General features: G+C 67.2%; 19 protein-coding genes. 14 read left to right on the top strand and 5 right to left on the bottom strand.

From position 1 onward, the window contains the following. Positions 1-40 precede the first annotated feature (40 nt). The 11 genes from V5F59_RS06980 to V5F59_RS06930 all read left to right on the top strand — a co-directional run bounded on the left by V5F59_RS06980 (position 41) and on the right by V5F59_RS06930 (position 10,234). Positions 41-802, top strand: a complete 762-nt coding sequence (locus V5F59_RS06980; protein ID WP_393982432.1) for an SDR family NAD(P)-dependent oxidoreductase — start codon at positions 41-43, stop codon at positions 800-802. A 22-nt stretch (positions 803-824) separates the two neighbouring features. Next, entirely contained in the window at positions 825-1,847 is a 1,023-nt protein-coding gene (locus V5F59_RS06975; RefSeq protein WP_393982431.1) for a zinc-binding dehydrogenase, read from the top strand. A 23-nt stretch (positions 1,848-1,870) separates the two neighbouring features. Further along, on the top strand, positions 1,871-2,806 hold the full coding sequence (locus tag V5F59_RS06970; RefSeq protein ID WP_393982430.1) for a lipid A biosynthesis lauroyl acyltransferase: 936 nt from the start codon (positions 1,871-1,873) through the stop codon (positions 2,804-2,806). A gap of 86 nt (positions 2,807-2,892) precedes the next feature. Beyond that, a complete protein-coding gene (gene purE, locus V5F59_RS06965; protein ID WP_393982429.1) occupies positions 2,893-3,375 on the top strand; it encodes a 5-(carboxyamino)imidazole ribonucleotide mutase in 483 nt (160 codons plus the stop codon). Between the two features lie 5 nt (positions 3,376-3,380). Further along, positions 3,381-4,490 (top strand): 5-(carboxyamino)imidazole ribonucleotide synthase, encoded by a 1,110-nt coding sequence (locus tag V5F59_RS06960; protein ID WP_393982428.1) that lies wholly within the window; start codon positions 3,381-3,383, stop codon positions 4,488-4,490. Positions 4,491-4,695: 205 nt separating this feature from the next. Beyond that, on the top strand, positions 4,696-4,965 hold the full coding sequence (locus V5F59_RS06955) for a hypothetical protein (RefSeq protein WP_393982427.1): 270 nt from the start codon (positions 4,696-4,698) through the stop codon (positions 4,963-4,965). 214 nt (positions 4,966-5,179) lie between these two features. After that, positions 5,180-5,410, top strand: a complete 231-nt coding sequence (gene rpsU, locus V5F59_RS06950; protein WP_012113273.1) for a 30S ribosomal protein S21 — start codon at positions 5,180-5,182, stop codon at positions 5,408-5,410. A 531-nt stretch (positions 5,411-5,941) separates the two neighbouring features. After that, positions 5,942-7,417, top strand: coding sequence for a glucose-6-phosphate dehydrogenase (gene zwf, locus V5F59_RS06945; RefSeq protein ID WP_393982426.1), 1,476 nt, complete (start codon positions 5,942-5,944; stop codon positions 7,415-7,417). A gap of 10 nt (positions 7,418-7,427) precedes the next feature. Next, the gene (gene pgl, locus V5F59_RS06940; RefSeq protein ID WP_393982425.1) at positions 7,428-8,153 is read left to right on the top strand and encodes a 6-phosphogluconolactonase; all 726 of its coding nucleotides are present in this window, start codon (positions 7,428-7,430) and stop codon (positions 8,151-8,153) included. 15 nt (positions 8,154-8,168) lie between these two features. Then, positions 8,169-9,812 (top strand): glucose-6-phosphate isomerase, encoded by a 1,644-nt coding sequence (gene pgi / locus V5F59_RS06935; protein ID WP_393982424.1) that lies wholly within the window; start codon positions 8,169-8,171, stop codon positions 9,810-9,812. Between the two features lie 200 nt (positions 9,813-10,012). Next, positions 10,013-10,234 (top strand): hypothetical protein, encoded by a 222-nt coding sequence (locus V5F59_RS06930; RefSeq protein WP_393982423.1) that lies wholly within the window; start codon positions 10,013-10,015, stop codon positions 10,232-10,234. 93 nt (positions 10,235-10,327) lie between these two features. On the opposite strand, the gene oxlT (V5F59_RS06925) is transcribed toward V5F59_RS06930, so the two are convergent. The 4 genes from oxlT (V5F59_RS06925) to V5F59_RS06910 all read right to left on the bottom strand — a co-directional run bounded on the left by oxlT (V5F59_RS06925) (position 10,328) and on the right by V5F59_RS06910 (position 15,552). Further along, the gene (oxlT, locus tag V5F59_RS06925; protein WP_393982422.1) at positions 10,328-11,641 is read right to left on the bottom strand and encodes an oxalate/formate MFS antiporter; all 1,314 of its coding nucleotides are present in this window, start codon (positions 11,639-11,641) and stop codon (positions 10,328-10,330) included. Between the two features lie 588 nt (positions 11,642-12,229). Then, positions 12,230-13,525 (bottom strand): oxalate/formate MFS antiporter, encoded by a 1,296-nt coding sequence (gene oxlT, locus V5F59_RS06920; RefSeq protein WP_393982421.1) that lies wholly within the window; start codon positions 13,523-13,525, stop codon positions 12,230-12,232. A 109-nt stretch (positions 13,526-13,634) separates the two neighbouring features. Then, positions 13,635-14,864, bottom strand: a complete 1,230-nt coding sequence (gene frc / locus V5F59_RS06915) for a formyl-CoA transferase (RefSeq protein ID WP_393982420.1) — start codon at positions 14,862-14,864, stop codon at positions 13,635-13,637. A 217-nt stretch (positions 14,865-15,081) separates the two neighbouring features. Then, positions 15,082-15,552, bottom strand: coding sequence for a CBS domain-containing protein (locus V5F59_RS06910; protein ID WP_393982419.1), 471 nt, complete (start codon positions 15,550-15,552; stop codon positions 15,082-15,084). A gap of 303 nt (positions 15,553-15,855) precedes the next feature. Here V5F59_RS06910 and V5F59_RS06905 point away from each other — a divergent pair, with 303 nt between their 5' ends. Together V5F59_RS06905 and V5F59_RS06900 are read left to right on the top strand one after the other, a co-directional pair. Continuing rightward, entirely contained in the window at positions 15,856-16,545 is a 690-nt protein-coding gene (locus tag V5F59_RS06905) for a GntR family transcriptional regulator (RefSeq protein ID WP_393982418.1), read from the top strand. Between the two features lie 93 nt (positions 16,546-16,638). Next, complete coding sequence (locus V5F59_RS06900; protein ID WP_393982417.1) at positions 16,639-17,385, top strand: FkbM family methyltransferase; 747 nt, start codon at positions 16,639-16,641, stop codon at positions 17,383-17,385. A gap of 92 nt (positions 17,386-17,477) precedes the next feature. Here V5F59_RS06900 and carA read toward each other — a convergent pair whose 3' ends face one another. After that, positions 17,478-18,713: a glutamine-hydrolyzing carbamoyl-phosphate synthase small subunit gene (carA, locus tag V5F59_RS06895; RefSeq protein WP_393982416.1), complete on the bottom strand. Its 1,236-nt coding sequence runs from the start codon at positions 18,711-18,713 to the stop codon at positions 17,478-17,480. 279 nt (positions 18,714-18,992) lie between these two features. On the opposite strand from carA, the gene V5F59_RS06890 reads away from it, so the two are divergent. Continuing rightward, positions 18,993-19,454 (top strand): GatB/YqeY domain-containing protein, encoded by a 462-nt coding sequence (locus V5F59_RS06890; RefSeq protein ID WP_393982415.1) that lies wholly within the window; start codon positions 18,993-18,995, stop codon positions 19,452-19,454. Positions 19,455-19,498: the final 44 nt, after the last annotated feature.

The following is a 19,498-nucleotide window of genomic DNA, read 5'->3' as shown; positions in this document are numbered from 1 at the left end:
GCAAATCCGCAGAGCCGCGCGTTGCGAAGGACGCCGCCTGATGACCACGACGCCCCGTCCCATTCTCGTGACCGGCGGCGGCCGGGGGCTGGGATCCGCCATTGTGCGGCGGCTCGTGGAGGCGGGCTATCCGGTCGCCTTCACCTACCGCTCGGCCGGGGCGGAAGCGGAGGCTCTGATCGCCTCGATCCGCGCCGACCATCCGGATGCGCAGCTCTCGGCCCGCGCGCTGGACCTCGCCGACCGCGCGGCGGTGGAGACCTTCGCTGAGGAGCTTGAGGCCGGGGACACCTTCCATGGCTTCTGCCACAACGCGGGAGCCTCCTACGACACCCTCGCCGCCATGATCGACCAGGACAAGGCGGAAGCGGTCATGCAGGTGAACCACTTCGCCTTCGTGCGCCTCTCCCGCGCGCTGGTCCGGCCCATGACACGGGCAAAGGCCGGGCGCATCGTCGCCATCGGCTCCGTCGCGGCCTTGCAGGCGAACCAGGGCAACGCGGCCTATGCCGCCTCCAAGGCAGCGCTGCTCGCCCATGTGCGCGGCCTCGCCATCGAGACGGCGCGGCGCGGCGTGACCGTCAATTATGTCGCCCCCGGCTTCATCGATACCGCCATGCTGGAGAAGTTCGCCGACTACCGGGCGAAGATGGAGGCGCAGATTCCCGCCGGCCGCTTCGCGACGCCCGATGATGTGGCGCAGGTGGTGGCCTTTCTCTTCTCCCCCGGCGCGGGCTATATGACCGGCGCCATCTTGCCGGTGGATGGCGGGCTTTCCGCTTCGCTCGCCGCCCACCGCTGACACCAGCTTCACGAGAATAACAATGCGCGCGCTCCAGCTCGTCTCCGACCGCAAGCTCGAACTCGTCGACCTGCCCGAACCCGACGCCCCCGGCGCCGGCGAGGTGCAGATCCGGGTGAAGGGGCTGGCGCTCAACCATATCGACGTGTGGGGCTGGCGCGGCATGGCCTTCGCCAAGCGCAAGATGCCCCTCGTGGTGGGCGCGGAGGCCGCCGGCGAGATCGTGGCGCTCGGCGCCGACGTGCGCGGCCTGAAGGTGGGCCAGACGGTGGCCATGTATGGCGCCATGACCTGCGGCCACTGCAAGAACTGCCTCGCCGGTCGCGACAACCTCTGCGAGAACGTCGGCGGCGTGCTCGGCTTCCACATCGACGGCTTCGCCCGCGACGTGATCAACATGCCCGAGCGCCTCGTCATCCCCGCCCCCGAGGGCGTCTCCTTCGAGGATGCCGCCTGCGCCGGCATCACCTTCTCCACGGTCGAGCACATGCTGTTCGACAATGCGAAGCTGGAGAAGGGCGAAACCGTGCTGGTGCATGCGGGCGGCTCGGGCATCGGCTCCGCCGCCATCCGCCTCGCCAAGGACGTGGGCGCCACCGTCATCACCACCGTGGGCGACGATGAAAAGATGGCGAAGGCATTGGCGCTCGGCGCCGACCACGTCATCAACTACCGCAAGGACCGCTTCGAGCACGAAGTGCGCAAGATCACCAAGAAGGTCGGCGTGGACGTGGTGTTCGAGCATGTGGGCGCCGACACCTGGAACGCCTCGCTCCTCTCCATGAAGCCCGGCGCCCGCCTCGTCACCTGCGGTTCCACTTCCGGCGTCAGCGTGCAGATGAACCTGATGCAGCTGTTCCAGCGGCAGTACAAGATTTTCGGCTCTTTCGGGGCCACCATCCGGAACGTCTCCGAGGGCCTCCAGAAGATGGGCCGGGGCATCAAGCCGGTGATCGACACCGTGGTGCCGCTGGAAAACTTCAACGAGGGCCTGGAGCGGCTGGAGAGCCGCAAGGTCTTCGGCAAGATCGTGGTGAAGTTCTGAAGGCGGGGACGGCGCGCCTCACCGTGGCCCGGCTTCCCCTCCCCGCCCGCAAGGCCCTGCACCGGCTGCGCCTGAAGCTGCTGCCGGTGGTGGAAGTGCTGGTGGCGGGCTATGTGCGCGGATCCATCTGGTGGCTGCGCCTGTGGCCGTTGTGGCTCTCGGCCGGCGGCATGGCCTTCTGGGCGCGGTCCCTCGGCCCCTTCTTCTCCGTCAGCAAGGTGGCCCGGCGTAATCTCACTGCCGCTTTCCCGGAAAAAAGCTCCAGTGAAATCAACGCACTGATGCGCGGCGTGTGGGCGAACATGGGCCGGCTCGCGGCCGAGTTCGCCCAGCAGGACCGCCTGTGGGACTATGATCCCGCCCATCCGGGCCAGGGCCGCGTGGAAGTGGTGGGCGCGGAGATCTTCCAGCGGCTGCGCGACGATGGCCGCCCCGCCTTGTTCTTCACCGCCCATACCGGCAATTGGGAAATGTGCGCCATCGCCGGCGCCAAGTTCGACGTGCCGGGCGGCGTGCTCTATCGCGCGCCGAACAACAGGCGGGCCGCGGCCATGATCGAGGAGATGCGCTCCGGCACCATGCCCGGCCTGATCCGCGCCGGCCGCGATGCCGGCCGCCAGATGGCGCGCATGCTGGCGGAGGGCGAGCACCTGGGCATGCTGGTGGACCAGTACTGGACCGGCGGGCCGGAGGTCACCTTCTTCGGCCGCCGCTGCGCCACCAACCCGACGCTTGCCCGCCTCGCCCGCCAGTTCGACTGCCCGGTGCACGGCATGCGGGTCATTCGCCTGCCGAACGCCCGCTTCCGGGTGGAAATCACGCAGGAGATCCCCCTCCCCCGCGATGCGGAGGGCAGGATCGACGTGGTGGGCGCCATGCAGGCGGTGACCGGCGTGATCGAAGGCTGGGTGCGCGAGTATCCCGACCAATGGCTTTGGCTGCACCGCCGCTGGCGGTGAAGCGGGCGGCGCGCGGCATGAGGCCCCTTGCCCCGGCCGCCCTGATCCTATAAAGCCGCGCTTTCCGTTTTGCGGGGTCTTGAGGAATGGGCACGGCTGACGTTGCCGTCATCATGGGCAGCCAGTCCGATTGGGACACCATGCGTCATGCAGCTGAAACGCTGGAGGCGCTGAAGATCACGCACGACGCCCGCATCGTTTCCGCCCATCGCACGCCGGATCGCATGTACGCTTTTGCCAGGAGCGCGAAGGCGGAAGGCTTCAAGGTGATCATCGCCGGTGCGGGCGGAGCAGCCCACCTCCCGGGCATGGTGGCGGCGCTCACCACGCTTCCGGTGTTCGGGGTGCCCGTGCAATCGAAGGCGCTTTCGGGCCTCGACAGTCTCTATTCCATCGTGCAGATGCCCGCCGGCATCCCCGTCGGCACCCTCGCCATCGGCGTTGCGGGCGCCACCAATGCCGCTCTGCTCGCTGCCGCCGTGCTTGCCATTTCGGACCCTGCCCTCGCCGACAGGCTCGAAGCCTGGCGGACCGCGCGCACCGAAGCGGTCGCCGATCGCCCGTCCTGAGACCCATGCTCACTCCCGGATCCGTCATCGGCATTCTCGGCGGCGGCCAGCTCGGCCGCATGATCGCCCTCGCGGCCGCGGAGCTGGGCCTGAAGGCCCATGTTCTCTGCCCGGACAAGGACAGCCCGGCCTTCCACGTTTGCGCTCACCACATCTGCGCCGCCTATGACGACTTCGAGGCGCTGGAGCGGTTCGCGGCGGGCGTGGACGTGGTGACCTACGAATTCGAGAACGTCCCGCTGGCGACCGCCGAGTTCCTCGCCGCCCGCGTGCCGCTGAAGCCGGGCGCCAAGGCCCTCGCCATCACCCAGGACCGGCTGCTCGAAAAGACCTTCGTCCAGGAGCAGGACATCGAGACCGCGCCCTTCGCCGGCGTGGATGATCTCGCCAGCCTGGAGACGGCGGTTGCCGCCCTCGGACTTCCCGCCGTGTTGAAGACCCGCCGCTTCGGCTATGACGGCAAGGGGCAGGTGATGATCCGCCCCGGCGACGACCTCACCGCCGCCTGGCACGCCCTGGGACGCCAGAGCGCGATCCTCGAAGGTTTCGTGTCGTTCAAGCGGGAGGTCTCCGTGGTCGCGGCGCGCCGCGCGGACGGGGCCTTCTCCGCTTTCGACGTGACCGAGAATGTGCATCGCGAGCACATCCTCCACACCTCCACGGTGCCCGCGACGCTGACCGCATCGGCCGCCGTCCAGGCGCGCGCCATCGCTCGCACCATCGGCGATGCCCTCGACTACGAAGGCGTGTTCGCGGTGGAATTATTTGTGGTGTGCAGCGGATCCACCGAGCGCGTGATCGTCAACGAGATCGCTCCGCGCGTACACAACAGCGGGCACTGGACGCAGGACGGCGCCGTCACCTCGCAGTTCGAGCAGCATGTGCGCGCCATCGCCGGCTGGCCCTTGGGCGAGGTCGCGCGCATCGGCCGGGCGGAGATGACCAATCTCATCGGCGCCGACGTGCACGACTGGCATGCCCTGCTCGCGGAGCCCGGCACCCATGTGCATCTCTATGGCAAGGACGAGGCCCGTGCCGGCCGCAAGATGGGTCACGTGGTGCGCGTGCGCCGGGACCCGGAAGCCTGCACGAACGTTTCCGACGAAGGGTGCTGACGCCCGCGCGGCGGCCTGCTGATTTTTGACGCCTCCGTCTTGGAAGCGTCATGCATACGCAGCAAGATACCTTCACGCGCAAGACAGCGACGTCCACACGTCATCCACATGACGGTACTGCACGGCGACAAAAGGCGCATGGAAGCGATTCGCCGCGTGCGCTATGCTTCCATACCATCTTACCATACGGCTTCGGGGGATGCCGATGGACGACCTGTATCTCGACCGCCTGCGCGAACTCGCGCGGCAGATGGCGCGCTCCGGCCGCTATTGCAGCTGGCGCCTCATCCAGATCGAACTGCGCTTCATGCGTGGCATTCCGGAAGCGGGCCAGTGCTTCGGCGACGCGGAGATCCGCGCCGAGCTCGATACCTTGTGCCGCGAGGCCTTGAGGCGCAAGGGACGCACGTCCTTCGCCCTCTCGGTCGCCGCGGCCACCGAGCCCCTCGGCGGTCAGCTGGCCCGCGCCGGCTGAGCTTCGGCCGGCTGCACGCGGGAAAGTGAGCCGGCGCAACGTGCGGCTACCGCATCCGATGCAAGCAGGATGTGGACACGCCACTGCCGTTCTGATAAGAGAGCGGCTCTTCCGGACATGCTGAAGGCAAGGCGGACCGCCTGATCTTCCCCGGTTCGGTATCTCAGATCAGGTTTCGGCCCGGCTCGGCGCAACAGCTCGAAGAGGTAGACACGTGCAAGTTCTCGTCCGCGACAACAACGTTGATCAGGCCCTCAAGGCGCTCAAGAAGAAGATGCAGCGCGAGGGGATCTTCCGCGAGATGAAGCTGCGTGGCCACTACGAGAAGCCGTCCGAGAAGCGCGCCCGCGAGGAGGCCGAGGCCATCCGCCGCGCCCGCAAGCTCGCCCGCAAGCGCGCCCAGCGCGAAGGCCTCATCCCTTCCAAGCCGCGCCCCACTCGCTGAGGCGCGCGTTTGCCGACGGGCCGTCGCCTTGCAGGGGCGGCTCCGAGGGACTTCATGCTGAGTTTCGAGCCTTTCATCCGCGCGAGCCCTTCGCGCGGATTTTGCGTTTCCGCGTTCGGTCGAAGGCCTCCCGCGCCACACGCCTGCTGATCCGGGCGCCGTCCACGACCAGGGCACCTGCCCCTGCGCGTCCCGCACAATCCCCTTGTTCCCCTGCCCCTTGCGCATCCCCTGGCCGCTTCGGGCCGAAGCGTTTTATCCCTGTCATGGCCTGGGAGTTTCCTCACGAGGCGGCCCATGGCGGCGGGAACCGCACCGGTTGATTCAGCTTGTTCCGTGAATCCGCCTTCAGCGACACGAAGAGGACGCTTTACCGGTCCGATTGCGATGCAATCTGAAGGGAAGCTGCTTTAAAGTGCGGCTGCTGCGCTGCGCAAAGAACCGAACGCGCCGCACGATCGAGGTGGACGCATCCGCCTTTCGGGACGTTGAGTTGGGGGCACGCCGCGCCTCCTTCAGGGGGAAGCCCACATGGTTGCACGCGTCGTCACGGTGGAGCCGTTCGATATCGTGGTCTTCGGCGCCACCGGAGATCTGGCCCATCGCAAGCTCCTGCCCGCCTTGTTCGAGCGTGACGTCGCCGGTCAGGTCCCTGACGATGCCCGCATCATCGGCGTCTCCCGCCGCCCCATGCCGCGCGAGGCCTTCCAGTCCTTCGCCCGCGAAGCCGTGGGCCTGTCGGATGGCGTGGAGGATGTGGACCAGTCGCGGCTCGCGGCCTTTCTGAACCGCCTCGACTATGTGGCGGTGGACGCCCTTTCCGACGAGGGCTGGGCGAATCTCGCCCGGCTGCTGGGAGCGGGGGGCGATCGCGTGCGCGTCTTCTACCTCGCCGTGGGCCCCGACCTGTTCGATCCCATCTGCTCGCGCATCGGCGCCTTCGGCCTCGTCACCGAGCGGACGCGGGTGGTGGTGGAAAAGCCCGTGGGCAAGGATCTCGCGTCCGCGCTCGAGGTGAATGCCGCCGTGGGCAAGGTCTTCCGGGAGGAGGCCGTTTTCCGCATCGATCACTATCTGGGCAAGGAGACGGTCCAGAACCTGATGGCGCTGCGCTTTGCCAATGCGCTGTTCGAGCCGGTGTGGAACAACGCCCATATCGACCATGTCCAGATCACGGTCGCCGAGAGCATCGGCACCGCGGGACGGGCCGGATATTACGACACCGCCGGCGCGCTCCGGGACATGGTGCAGAATCACATTCTCCAGCTCCTCTGCCTCGTCGCCATGGAGCCGCCCGTCTCGCTGGAGGCCGATGCGGTGCGCGACGAGAAGCTCAAGGTGCTGAAGGCGCTGGAGCCCATCAACGAGGCCAACGCCGCCCAGGTGACCGTGCGCGGCCAGTATCGCGCCGGAGCGTCTGCCGGCGGAGCGGTGCCCGGCTATCTGGAGGAGCTCGGCTCCGGCGAGAGCAGCACCGAGACTTTCGTGGCGCTGAAGGCCGAGATCGGCAACTGGCGCTGGTCCGGCGTGCCCTTCTACCTGCGCACCGGCAAGCGCCTGGCCAGCCGCGTTTCCGAGATCGTGGTGGCCTTCCGGCCCATTCCCCATTCGGTTTTCGACGGCCACGCCGGTCCCATCGCTCCGAACCGCCTCGTCATCCGGCTCCAGCCCGACGAGGGCGTGAAGCTCTGGCTGATGATCAAGGATCCCGGCCCCGGCGGCATGCGCCTGCAGCATGTGCCACTCGACATGAGCTTCGCCAGCGTGTTCGGCGCGCGCAATCCGGATGCCTACGAGCGGCTCATCATGGATGTGGTGCGCGGCAACCAGACCCTGTTCATGCGACGCGACGAGGTGGAGGCCGCCTGGCGCTGGATCGACCCGATCCTCGAGGCCTGGCGCGCCTCGCGCGAGCCGCCCAAGCCCTATACGTCGGGCACCTGGGGGCCCTCCGCTGCCATCGCGCTCATCGAGCGGGACGGGCGCACCTGGACCGACGACACCTGAGGCCGGCCCGGTGAGCACACATTCCTCCCCCATCGCCTTTCCCCCGGCCATCGCCGCCTATGCGGATGGCCCGGCCCTCGCCCGGGCGCTCGCCGCCCATGTGGCGGAGGCGCTGCGCGCCCGCCTTGCCCGCGACGGCGCGGCGAGCCTTGCGGTGTCCGGCGGGCGCACGCCGGTCGCCTTCCTCGAGACCCTCTCCGGCGCGCCCCTCGACTGGGGCCGTATCGCGGTGACGCTGGTGGACGAGCGCTGGGTGCCGGAAACCTCACCCCGCTCCAACGCCGCCCTGGTGCGCCGCCACCTGCTGCGGGGCCCGGCCGCCGACGCGCGCTTCGTTCCCCTCTTCACCGGTGACGCGACCCCGGAAGAGGGCCTGGCCGCCGCCACCGCGACGGTGGCATCCCTGCCCTCCCCCTTCGCCGCCGTGGTGCTGGGCATGGGGGACGACGGGCACACCGCCTCCTTCTTCCCCGGAGCGGAAGGGCTTGCGGCAGCCATCGACCCGGCCGGCACGGCTCCGCTCGCCATTGCGCGGGCGGAAGGGGCCGGCGAGCCGCGCATCACCTTCACCCTGCCGTCCCTCATCGCCGCCGACCGGCTGTTCCTGCATATCGAGGGCAGGACGAAGCGATCGGTCCTGGAGCGCGCCTGCGCCGGCACCGACGCTGCCGAGCTTCCCATCCGCGCCGTCCTCAATGCCGTCCGCGCCCCACTCGATGTCATGTGGTGCCCCTGAAGGAGTTCCTTGCCGATGACCGCCGCGCGCCCGACCGTCGACGCTGCCTTCGAGGCCCTCGCCACCGCCTGGAAGAACCGCACGGGGCGTATCGTCGACCTGTTTTCCACGCCCGGCCGGTTCGAGGATTTCTCCCGCGCCTATGGCGATCTGCTGCTTGATTTCTCCAAGACCGCCCTGACCGCCGAAACGCTGGGCCTGCTCCTCGATCTCGCCGCCGCCGCGCGGGTGGAGACGCTGCGGGACGCCATGTTCGCGGGCGACCACATCAACCTGACTGAAGACCGCGCCGTTCTGCACACCGCCCTGCGCGCCGCAGCCGATGAGCCCCTTCCGGTAGACGGCATCGATGTGAAGCCGGCGGTGGCGGACACCCTCGCCCGGCTCCGCGCCTTCGCCGCCGCTGTGCGCGAGGGGCGCATCGCCGGGGCGCGAGGCCACGCCTTCACGGATGTGGTCAATATCGGCATCGGCGGCTCGGACCTCGGCCCGGTGATGGTAACGGGCGCCCTCGCGCCCTATCACGACGGCCCGCGCTGCCACTTCGTCTCCAACGTGGACGGCGCGCACATCGCCGACCTCATGAAGACGCTGAACCCGGCCACCACCTTGTTCATCGTGGCCTCCAAGACCTTCACCACGGTGGAGACCATGTGCAACGCGGCCACCGCCCGCGCCTTCATCGTCGATGCGCTGGGCGAGGATGCGGTAAGCGCGCATTTCGCCGCCGTCTCCACCGCCCTCGACAAGGTCGCGGCCTTCGGCATCGCGCCGGACCGGATCTTCGGCTTCTGGGACTGGGTGGGCGGACGCTATTCCGTCTGGTCGGCGGTCGGGCTGCCGGTGATGATCGCCATCGGGCCGGACCGCTTCGGCGAGCTGCTTGCGGGCGCTGCCGCCATGGATGCGCACTTTTGCTCCGCGCCGCTCGACCAGAACCTGCCGGTGCTGCTCGCCCTGGTGGGACTGTGGCACCGCAATGTCTGCGGTTTCCCGAGCCGCGCCGTCATTCCCTACGACCAGCGGCTCGCCCGCCTGCCGGCCTATCTCCAGCAGCTGGACATGGAGAGCAACGGCAAGAGCGTGACACGCGACGGCAAGGCCGTGACACGCCCCACCGGCCCCATCGTGTGGGGCGAGCCGGGCACCAATGCGCAGCATGCCTTCTTCCAGTTGCTCCACCAGGGCACGGACATCATTCCCGTCGACTTCCTGGTGGCGGCTGAGGGCCACGAGCCGCAGTTGAAGAACCACCAGGACCTGCTGGTGGCCAATTGCCTCGCCCAGTCAGAGGCACTGATGCGCGGCCGCACGCTGGAGGAGGCCGCCGACCAGCTTCGGGCGAAGGGACTTGCGGGAGAGGCGGTGGAGCGCATCGCCCCGCATCGCGTCTTCCCCGGGGACAGGCCGTCCGTCACCCTCGCCTATGCGCGGCTCGACCCGTTCACGCTCGGGCGCATCATCGCGCTGTATGAGCACCGCGTGTTCGTGGAAGCCGCGGTGTGGAACATCAACGCATTCGACCAGTGGGGCGTGGAGCTGGGCAAGGAGCTCGCCACGGCCTTCCTGCCGGCGGTGGCCGCCGGAGAGGTCCCCGCCCAGGCTTCGCCCTCCACACGGGGGCTGCTCGCCCATTTCGAGGCGATCACCGCAGCCTGATCCCCACCCCGTCCGCGCGACCGGGCGACCGTGTGCCGCCTTGCTGCGGCGCCCGCGCTTCCGCAATGCTGCCATGCAACATCGCGGGCCACCTTTGCGTATTTTGTATACCACGAAGCGGCCCTTCTGTTTTAGGAAGAGCTCAGCTCGAGGGTGCGTCGCGCCCGGTTTCGGCACTTGAGGTGCCGGGAGAGATGACCATGAACGCGCTTGAATTGACTGCCTATGGACTTTTCGGGATCGTCCTCACCCTCGCCGCGAACGGCATGACCAATATGAGGCCCTACATGACCGTCGCCGGCGGCATGGGCATTCCGGTGGAAGACGTCCTCACCGCCAAGCCGGAGCCGCGCTTCGCTTATGTGAAGCATGCCTCGGGCGATGCCGCGGCACCCGTCATCATGGCTCCGAGCGGCAACTGACTCTCTTCCAGCAAAAAAGAGGGAGCGGACACGCCGCTCCCTCAAGGCAGGCCCGGGGTAGGAGGGCCAAAGGAACTTGGAAGGCGTCCGGCCTCAGCCCGCGATCTTGGGGCTGCTGGCGGGCTGAGCCACGTCCTGCACCGTGGCGCCGGCCACGAAGCGGGCGCGCATGGGCTTCAGGACGAACAGGGCCATGAGCGCGGCGATGGCGTTGACCGCGGCGGTGATCATGAACACCAGGTCCCAGTTGCCGAGGCTCGCCACGGCCACTGAGGCCACCGGCACCACCAGCGAGGCCGTGCCCTTGGCGGTGTACAGCAGGCCGGCGTTGGTGGTGGCGTAGCGGCCGCCGAACGTGTCGCCGCAGGTCGCCGGGAACAAAGAGTAGATCTCGCCCCAGGCGAAGAAGACGAGGCCGGTCAGCAGCACGAACAGCACCGGGTTGGAACCGAAGTGCGCCAGCGCCAGCACGCCGATCGCCTCAAGCCCGAAGGCGATGAACATGGTGTTCTCGCGGCCGATGTTGTCCGACACCCAGCCGAAGAAGGGACGGGTCAGGCCGTTCAGCACGCGGTCGATGGAGAGCGCGAAGGTCAGCGCCGGCATGGTGAGGCCGAGGAGCGACACCGGCACGTCGGCGATCTTGAAGTCCTTGGCGATGGAGCCGAGCTGGGCCGTCGCCATCAGGCCACCGGACGCCACCAGCACGAACATCAGGTACATGACCCAGAACACCGGGGCCTTCACCATCTCGCCCGGGCCGTAGTTGCGGCGGCTCTGGGCCACGCTCGACGCAGCCACCACGGGAAGCTGGCCTTCCTTGGGCGCCTGCAGGAACAGGGACAGCACCAGCACCACGGCACCCTGCATGAGGCCGAAGAAGAGGAAGGTGTGCTCATAGCCCTGCGACTTGATCATGGCGGCGATGGGCACGATCGTGAGCGCCGAGCCCGCGCCGAAGCCGGCGGCGGTGATGCCCGCGGCAAGACCGCGACGATCCGGGAACCACTTCAGCGCCGAGCCGACGCAGGTGCCGTAGACCGCGCCCGCACCGGTGCCGCCGAGGGCCGCGGAGATGTAGAGCATCATCAGGCTGTCGGCGCGCGAGTTCATGACCCACGACAGGCCGCAGAGAATCGCGCCGATGAAGACGACGATGCGCGGGCCGAACTTGTCCACGAACCAGCCCTCGACCGGGACCAGCCAGGTCTCGAACAGCACGAAGATGGTGAAGGCGACCTGGATCGAGGCGCGACCCCACTGGTGCTTCTCGTTCATGGGTTCGACGAAGAGCGTCCAGCCATATTGAAGGTTGGCGATCATCGACATGCAGATCACGCCGATGAGCAGCTGCAGCCAGCGGCCACCGAGGGGCCCGCGCGCCGGCGTGGCGAGGTTCTGAGACATTTCCTTCCCTTTCTCACTGGGGATCATCGAAAGCGATGAACGGCCCGTGACGGTCGCCATTCTTGTTGCGGGCCTCATTGGTGGCGTTGCCCGCTCGCGTACCACGGAGAAAGGTGTACTCGAAATAACGTATACAGAATGCATGTAACAGCTATGTAACTGCTACTTTCAGCGTATATGCCATGTCGCGGAGGGATGGATCTGAATAATCGAGCCGAATTTCTGGGGCGCAGCCGCGCCATTCTATCGATGCTTCGATTCCACTTCTTACTTCGCACATCAAATATACCATTAAATGACGTCCGACAATTGCGACCGTTTGGCCTAGCGCCATTCTCTACTTGACCCGCCAGCGCCCCGCGCCCCCGAAGGCCTGCGCCCAGCCTGCCGCATCACCCACTGGAGACAAAAAAAGCCCCGGCGGAGCCGGGGCTTGAGGAACCGTCAGTTTGACGGTGGAGGGACTGTTGGATTGCTTCATGCCTTGCCTGCCGTGGGCGCCAGCACCCGGGCACAGGCCGCAACTATTCTGACACCACGATTTTCCATTCGCCCGGCAGAACTGCCGGGTGAATGGACAGGAAGGGATCAGGCCGGCACCTCACGCGCCGCCGACTGGGCGGCCGCCGCCTCGGCATTGAGCCGATGGTGACGCGCCAGCAGCGGACGCAGCACGAACAGGGCGCAGAAGGCGGCGGTCAGGTCCATGGCCGCCACCGTATAGAGCACCACCGTCCAGCTTCCGGTCGCCTCCATCAGCAGGTTCGCCAGCGGCACGAGCAAAGCGGCGAAGCCCTTCGCCGTGTACAGCATGCCGTAGATCTTGCCGATGTGCTTGGAACCGAAGGTATCCGCCGCCGTCGCCGAGAAGAGCGAATAGACTTCACCCCAGGCGAGGAAGACGACGCCGGACAGGATCACGAAGGCCCAGGGATTGGTGCCGAACGTGCCCAGCGCGACGATGCCGAGACCTTCCATGGCGAAGGCGAAGAACATGGTCTTCTCGCGGCCGATGTGGTCCGACACCCAGCCGAAGAACGGGCGCGAGAAGCCGTTGAGGATGCGGTCGAGCATCAGCGCAAAGGGCAGCGCCGCCATGGTGAAGAAGTAGAGGTTGACGTCGATGTGCTTCACGCCGAGGTCCTCGGCGATCACTCCCAGCTGCGCCACGGCCATGAGGCCGCCGGACACGGTGAGGATGAACATGGTGAGCATCACGTAGAACACCGGCGTGCGCAGCGCCTCGCCGAGCGTATAGTCGCGGCGGGACTGGGCCACGGCGGCGGAGAAGGTGACCTCGCTCTTGGACGGCGCCCGCAGGAAGCCGGCCGCCAGCATGATCACCGCGCCCTGCACCAGGCCGAAGGTGAAGAAGGTGTCCTGATAGCCGCTCGACTTGATCATGGCGGCGATGGGCAGGATGGTCAGCACCGTGCCCGAGCCATAGCCGGCGGCGGTGAGGCCCACCGCCAAGCCGCGACGGTCCGGGAACCACTTCAGCGCCGCGTTCACGCAGGTGGCGTAGACGCAGCCGACGCCGATGCCACCGATGGCCGCGGCCACATAAAGGCCGGTCAGGGAGGTGGCGTAGGAGTTCATCACCCAGCTGAGGCCGGTGAAGAAGCCGCCGACGAGCACCATGACCCGCGGGCCGTACTTGTCGATGAAATACCCCTCGATGGGCGTAAGCCAGGTCTGCACCACCACGAAGACCGTGAAGGCCACCTGGACCGACGCACGCGTCCAGCCGTGGGCGCTGACGATTTCAGGGACGAACAGTGTCCAGGAATATTGAATGTTGGCGGCTGCGACCATGCAGACGACGCCGGCGATCAACTGGAGCCAGCGATTGGTCGCCGGCGCCTTTCCAACTGCCTCTACCATGTTATTCCTACCCCTATGACATTTTTTATTTTGATGTCAGTAACCGCCCCACCCTCTTTTTTCCCTCATGAGGCGGCGGATTCCGGACGGGGATCTTTTTGTTCTCCCGTCAGACAGCACCGACGGCACGCATGCCGGCGATTTCTTCGGTGGTGAAGCCGAGAGCGGCCAGCACCTCATCGGTATGTTCACCCAGGAGCGGCGCCCGCTCCACCGGCACCTCGCTCGCCGACATCTTGATGGGCGAGCCGAGCGTCACGTAGGTGCCGCGCTCTGGATGGGGCACCTCCACGAGGAAGCCGCGATCGTAGAGCGCGCGGTCCTCCAGGATGTCCCGGGTGGAAAGCACCGGTCCGCAGGGCACATCGATGGCCTTCAGCGCCGCCATTACCTCGAACTTGGTGCGCTTTTGCGTCCAGCGCTCGATGATCTCGAAGCACTGGTCGAGGCGCTGGGCGCGGGCCTCGTGGGAGGCGAACTTGGCATCCTCGATGAGGTCCTTGCGCCCCACCAACCGCATCAGCGGCGCCCAGCCCTGCGGCTGGATGATGACATAGCAATAGTCGTTCTCGCCGCCCGGAGCGCAGCGCAGGGCCGCGCCCGGCTGGCCGCCACCGGAGCAATTGCCGGCCCGCGGCACGCAATCGCCTTCCGGCGCGCCGGGATATTCCGTCAGCGGGCCCGCATCGAGGCGCTGCTGGTCGCGCAGCTTCACCCGCAGCAGGTTCATCACGCAGTCCTGCATGGCCACGTCCACCCGCTGGCCCTCGCCGGTCACCGTGCGCTGGTAGAGCGCCGCGAGGATGCCGGTGACACAGTGGATGCCGGTGCCCGTATCGCCCACCTGGGCGCTCGACGCCGTCGGCGGACCGGATCGCCAGCCGGTGGTGCTCATGGCCCCGCCCATGGCCTGGGCGATGGTCTCATACGCCTTGGCATCGATGCCGGAGCCCTCGGCGAAGCCGCGGATGGAAGCATAGATGAGACGCGGGTTGCGCTCGCGCATGGCCTCGTAGCCGAAGCCCTGCCGCTCCAGCACGCCCGGGCCGAAATTCTCGACCAGCACGTCGCAGGTCTCCACGAGGCGGCCGAGCGCCTCCTGCCCCTGCGGCGTCTTGATGTTCAGCGTCACGCTGCGCTTGTTGGCGTTCAGCATGGTGAAATAGAGACTGTCCACATTGGACTTGTCCCTGAGCTGCGAGCGGGTGATGTCCCCCCGCCGGGGCATCTCAACCTTGATGACGTCCGCGCCCAGCCACGCAAGAAGCTGCGTCGCCGAAGGGCCGGACTGAACGTGCGTCATATCCAGGACGCGCACGCCATCGAGCGCCTTGCCCATGCACCCACTCCCGGAAGTTCCTGCCCTGCTTGCTGGATGCCGGTCTGCGCCGGCTTGGACTGGTCCCTGAGGGTCCATGCCCGCGGCATATTTGTGTACGAAATTACGTATGCCAGATACAGAAAGCTAACACCGTCGTTCGCTCTCTGCAATCGCTTTAGAGACGAAGCTGAAGACCTGCCCGTCGGCAGGCCTCCGGCTGGCTTGCGCAGGGCCCTTAGCGCAGGGCCGACAATTGCACGTGCAGCGTGCTGGCCGCAGGGTCGAGAAGGTTCGGGATCTCGGACTCCCTAAGGTAATGCCGCATCAGGTCGGTGGCGCTGATGACGCCCACCAGGGAATAGTCCTCCATCACCGGCAGGTGGCGGACCTGATGCTCGTCCATAAGGCGCAGCACGGTGATGATGCTGTCTTCGAGCCGGCAGGAAATCACCTCGCGGCGCAGCAGGGTGGCGAGCACCACCTTCGGGGTGGTGGCCCCGTGCTCCAGCAGGGCACGGGTCACGTCGCGCTCGGAGAACACGCCCATGACGGTCGAGCCCTCGGTGCGGCACACGTCGGTCACGATGACCGAGGAAATGTTCTCCCGCTTCATCACGAGCACGGCGTCGGCCACCGTCTCGTGCAGGCGCATGGTGATGATGCGGGTGTCACGCTTTTCCCGCAGGATATCGTCCACGGTAATCATTGGCGTCCTCCCTCGGCGATGGTTCCGCCGCGTTGCGCGGACCGTTCTGGCGACCCGTCGGGAATGATGCTGGTATTCAGAATACATTCTGTCAACGCGCAACGCGGGGGGAATGCCGCAGTTATTCTGCTGCGTCGCAGCGAATTCATTGGGGATGGTGCGGCATCGCCAGCAATGGCGCATAAACAGCCATCTGATATGATGTATTTGGTCGGCAGCGCAAAGAATCACGCGACGGCCCGCTTCAGAAGGCGCCGGGACCGGATCCGCAGCGCGTCAAAGAGCCTAAGGCAAAGGGGTGCGATGACGTACCAGGATATCAACGTGAAGCCGATCGAGACGGAATCGAGCTTCCGGATGAAGGCCTACAAGGCGCTGAAGGCGGCCATCATGGAGATGGACATCTACAGCCACCCCGAGGAGATCCGCCTGGAGGAGCGCCAGCTGTCCGAGAAGCTCGGCGTGTCGCGCACCCCCATCCGCGAGGCCATGACCCTGCTGGAGCAGGAAGGCTACGTGCGCTCGGTGCCGCGCCGCGGCATCTTCGTGGTGCGCAAGACCAAGCGGGAGATCATCGAGATGATCACCGTCTGGGCCGCGCTGGAGAGCATGGCGGCCCGGCTTGCCTGCGAGCATGCCAGCGAGGCGGAGATCCGGCAGCTGCGGGAGAATGTGCGCGCCTTCGCCAACCGCAACCCGGAAGAGTTCGTCTCGGAATATTCCGAGGCGAACCTCGCCTTCCACAAGCTCATCATCCGCATGTCCGGCTGCCGCCTCATCGGCGAGACGACGGAGAGCCTGTTTCCGCACATGCGCGGCGTGCGCAAGGTGACCATCGGCCAGGACCACCGGGCGCAGCGTTCCATCATCGATCACACCCGCATCGTCGAGGCCATCGAGAAGCGGGACGCGGACCTCGCGGAACGCCTGGTGCGCGAGCACACCATGGGGCTGGCGCGGCACGTGGCGGAGCACGGCCATTTCCTGGACTGACCTTTTCGCGTTTTCGGACTAAACAGGGGCCGCCCCCACGGGGCCACGAGGATCCATGCGGCGTGGGTCCGGGAAGGGCGGCCGACTGAACCGATGCGTTATGCGAACCTCGTCAAGCATATTTCCAACTGGCCCACGTACTTTGCATTCAAGTACAAGCTGACCAATGCCCCGGTGGCGCATTTCCATCTGCGCTCGGGCATTGACGTGAAGGTGCCGCGCGAGGTCCTGCACGAGTTCAAGGAAGTCTTCTTCGACGAGGCCTATCTGAACGGCATGCCGCTACCGGTGCCCCCGGGCGGCACGGTGATCGACATCGGCGCGAACATCGGCGCCTTCAGCATGTTCGCCATCCACAAGCTGGCCGCCGGCCGGGTGATCGCCTTCGAGCCGGACCCGGTGAACTTCGCCCACCTCTCGGCCAATGCCGCCCTCGCCCCGGCGGGGCGCCTCCTGCCCCTCACGTCCGCCATCGCCGAGGCCGAGGGGGAGATGACCTTCCACCGCGGCAACGACGGCGGGGTCTCCACCTCCGGCTCCCTGCTCAGCACCAAGGGGCAGAAGGTGACGGTGAAGACCACCACCCTGTTGGACACATTCGACAGGTTCGGCATCGACAGCTGCGCCTTCCTGAAGATGGACTGCGAAGGCGCTGAATATTCCATTCTCTACAGCGCGCCCGACGACGTGCTCCGGCGCATCCGCCAGATGGTGATCGAGGTGCACGACCAGCGCCAGTCGCCGCGCACCCGCGCCGACCTCAAGGCCCACCTCGTCGCCAAGGGGTTCCGCCTCAAGGATGGCATGCACGACCTGCTCTGGGCCTGGCGCGAGGACTGATCCCGCGCCCTGCAAAAAAGCCGGCGTCGCATGACGCCGGCTTTTTGTTCTCTCGGGGGATGCGACCGCCCTTTGCCCGGCACCGCGTCCGCTCAGGCTGCCTTGTGCTTCTCGATCATCTCCACGAACCGGTCGAACAGATAGTGGCTGTCCTGCGGGCCGGGGCTCGCCTCCGGATGGTACTGCACCGAGAACACCGGCTTGTCAGCCAGCGCGATGCCGGCGTTGGAGCCGTCGAACAGGGAGACGTGGGTCTCCACGGCATTGTCCGGCAGGCTGTCGCGGTCCACCGCGAAGCCGTGGTTCATGGAAGTGATCTCCACCTTGCCGGTGGTGAGGTCCTTCACGGGATGGTTCGCCCCGTGGTGGCCCTGGTGCATCTTCACCGTGCGGCCACCCACCGCGAGGCCGATCATCTGGTGCCCCAGGCAGATGCCGAAGGTGGGCACGCCCTTGCTGATCACTTCGCGGATGACCGGCACCGCATATTCCCCCGTCGCCGCCGGGTCGCCCGGGCCGTTCGAGAGGAACACGCCGTCCGGCGCGAGCGCCAGGATGTCCTCGGCCGAGGCGGTGGCGGGCACCACGGTGACCTTGCAGCCGGCGCGGGCCAGCAGGCGCAGGATGTTGCGCTTCACCCCGTAGTCCACGGCCACCACATGGTGGCGGGGCGCCTCCTGGCGGCCGTAGCCGTCGGGCCACGCCCAGGTGGTCTCGTCCCAGGAGAAGCGCTGGGCGGAGGTGACGCCGGGCACGAGGTCCATGCCCACGAGGCCCGGCCACTTGCGTGCCTCGGCCTTCAGCGCCTCCAGGTCGAACACGCCGTCGCGGGAATGGGCGATGACCGCATTGGGCATGCCCGCCTCGCGGATGAGGGCGGTGAGCGCCCGGGTATCGATGCCGCTGATGCCGGGAATGCCGCGGGCCTTCAGCCAGTCGTCGAGGTGGCGCGTAGCGCGGTAGTTGGAGGGCTCGGTCACCGCGGTGCGCAGCACCACGCCGCGCACGCCGGAGGCCTGGGCCATGGACACCGTCTCGATGTCCTCCTCGTTGGTGCCCACGTTGCCGATGTGCGGGAAGGTGAAGGTGATGATCTGGCCGGCATAGGACGGGTCGGTCAGGATCTCCTCATAGCCGGTGATGGCGGTGTTGAAGCACACCTCGCCGGCGAGGGATGCCTCGGCGCCGATGCCGAATCCCTCAAGGACGGTGCCGTCGGCGAGGACGAGCACGGCGGTGGGCTTCTGTTCGCTCCAGCCTTCGGCGGAGGTGCCCTCGAACCGGCCTTCGGCCGGGGCGGGACGGAGGTGGTCTTGTTCGTTGGTCATGGATCGCCTAGATAGAGGCTCGCGCGTCGCGTTTCCAGCGCCCCGCGCGCGAATTTGTGCGCCGCGATGCGCGATAACGCGGGAAAGCGGGATCCGCGACGGGTCTGTCGGCATCGGGGAGGCTGGCGAGGTGCCGGTTTGCCGCCGCGTGCAACGGACTTGCCCACAGGGGCCGTCCGCCGCGACGCTGCCGAAAATGCAGGGCAGCCCTCCCCGCCCCGCGCGCCTCATCCGCAATTCCGGATCAAGATCCGGCACTTCAACCCAAGGACACGTTCCGTGCTTCGTGACGACATCAATGCGGCCCTGAAGGAGTCCCTCAAGGCCCAGGACAAGCGCCGCACCGCCACGCTCCGCCTCATCAACGCGGCGCTGAAGGATCGCGACATCGAGCAGCGAGGCCAGGGCAAGGACCCGCTGAACGACGACGAGCTGCGCGCCCTGCTCGCCAAGATGGTGAAGCAGCGCGAGGAGAGCGCGAAGATCTATGACGATGCCGGCCGCCCCGAGCTCGCCGAGCAGGAGCGGGAGGAGATCGTCTACATCCAGGCCTTCCTGCCGCAGCAGCTCTCCGAGGCCGACACCCGCGCCGCCATCGCCGCCGTGATCGCCGAGATCGAGGCCAAGGGCATCAAGGACATGGGACGCACCATGGCCCTGCTGAAGGAGCGCCACGCCGGCGCCGTCGACTTCGGCAAGGCCTCGGCCTGGGTGAAGGACGCCCTCACCTCCGCCGGCTGACCGGCACCATCGCGATCCGTACCGAACGGCCAGGGAACGCCGAC

This window comes from Xanthobacter nonsaccharivorans (assembly GCF_043194755.2).
Lineage (GTDB): Bacteria > Pseudomonadota > Alphaproteobacteria > Rhizobiales > Xanthobacteraceae > Xanthobacter > Xanthobacter autotrophicus_G.
This window is presented reverse-complemented; position numbering and strand designations above follow the sequence as displayed.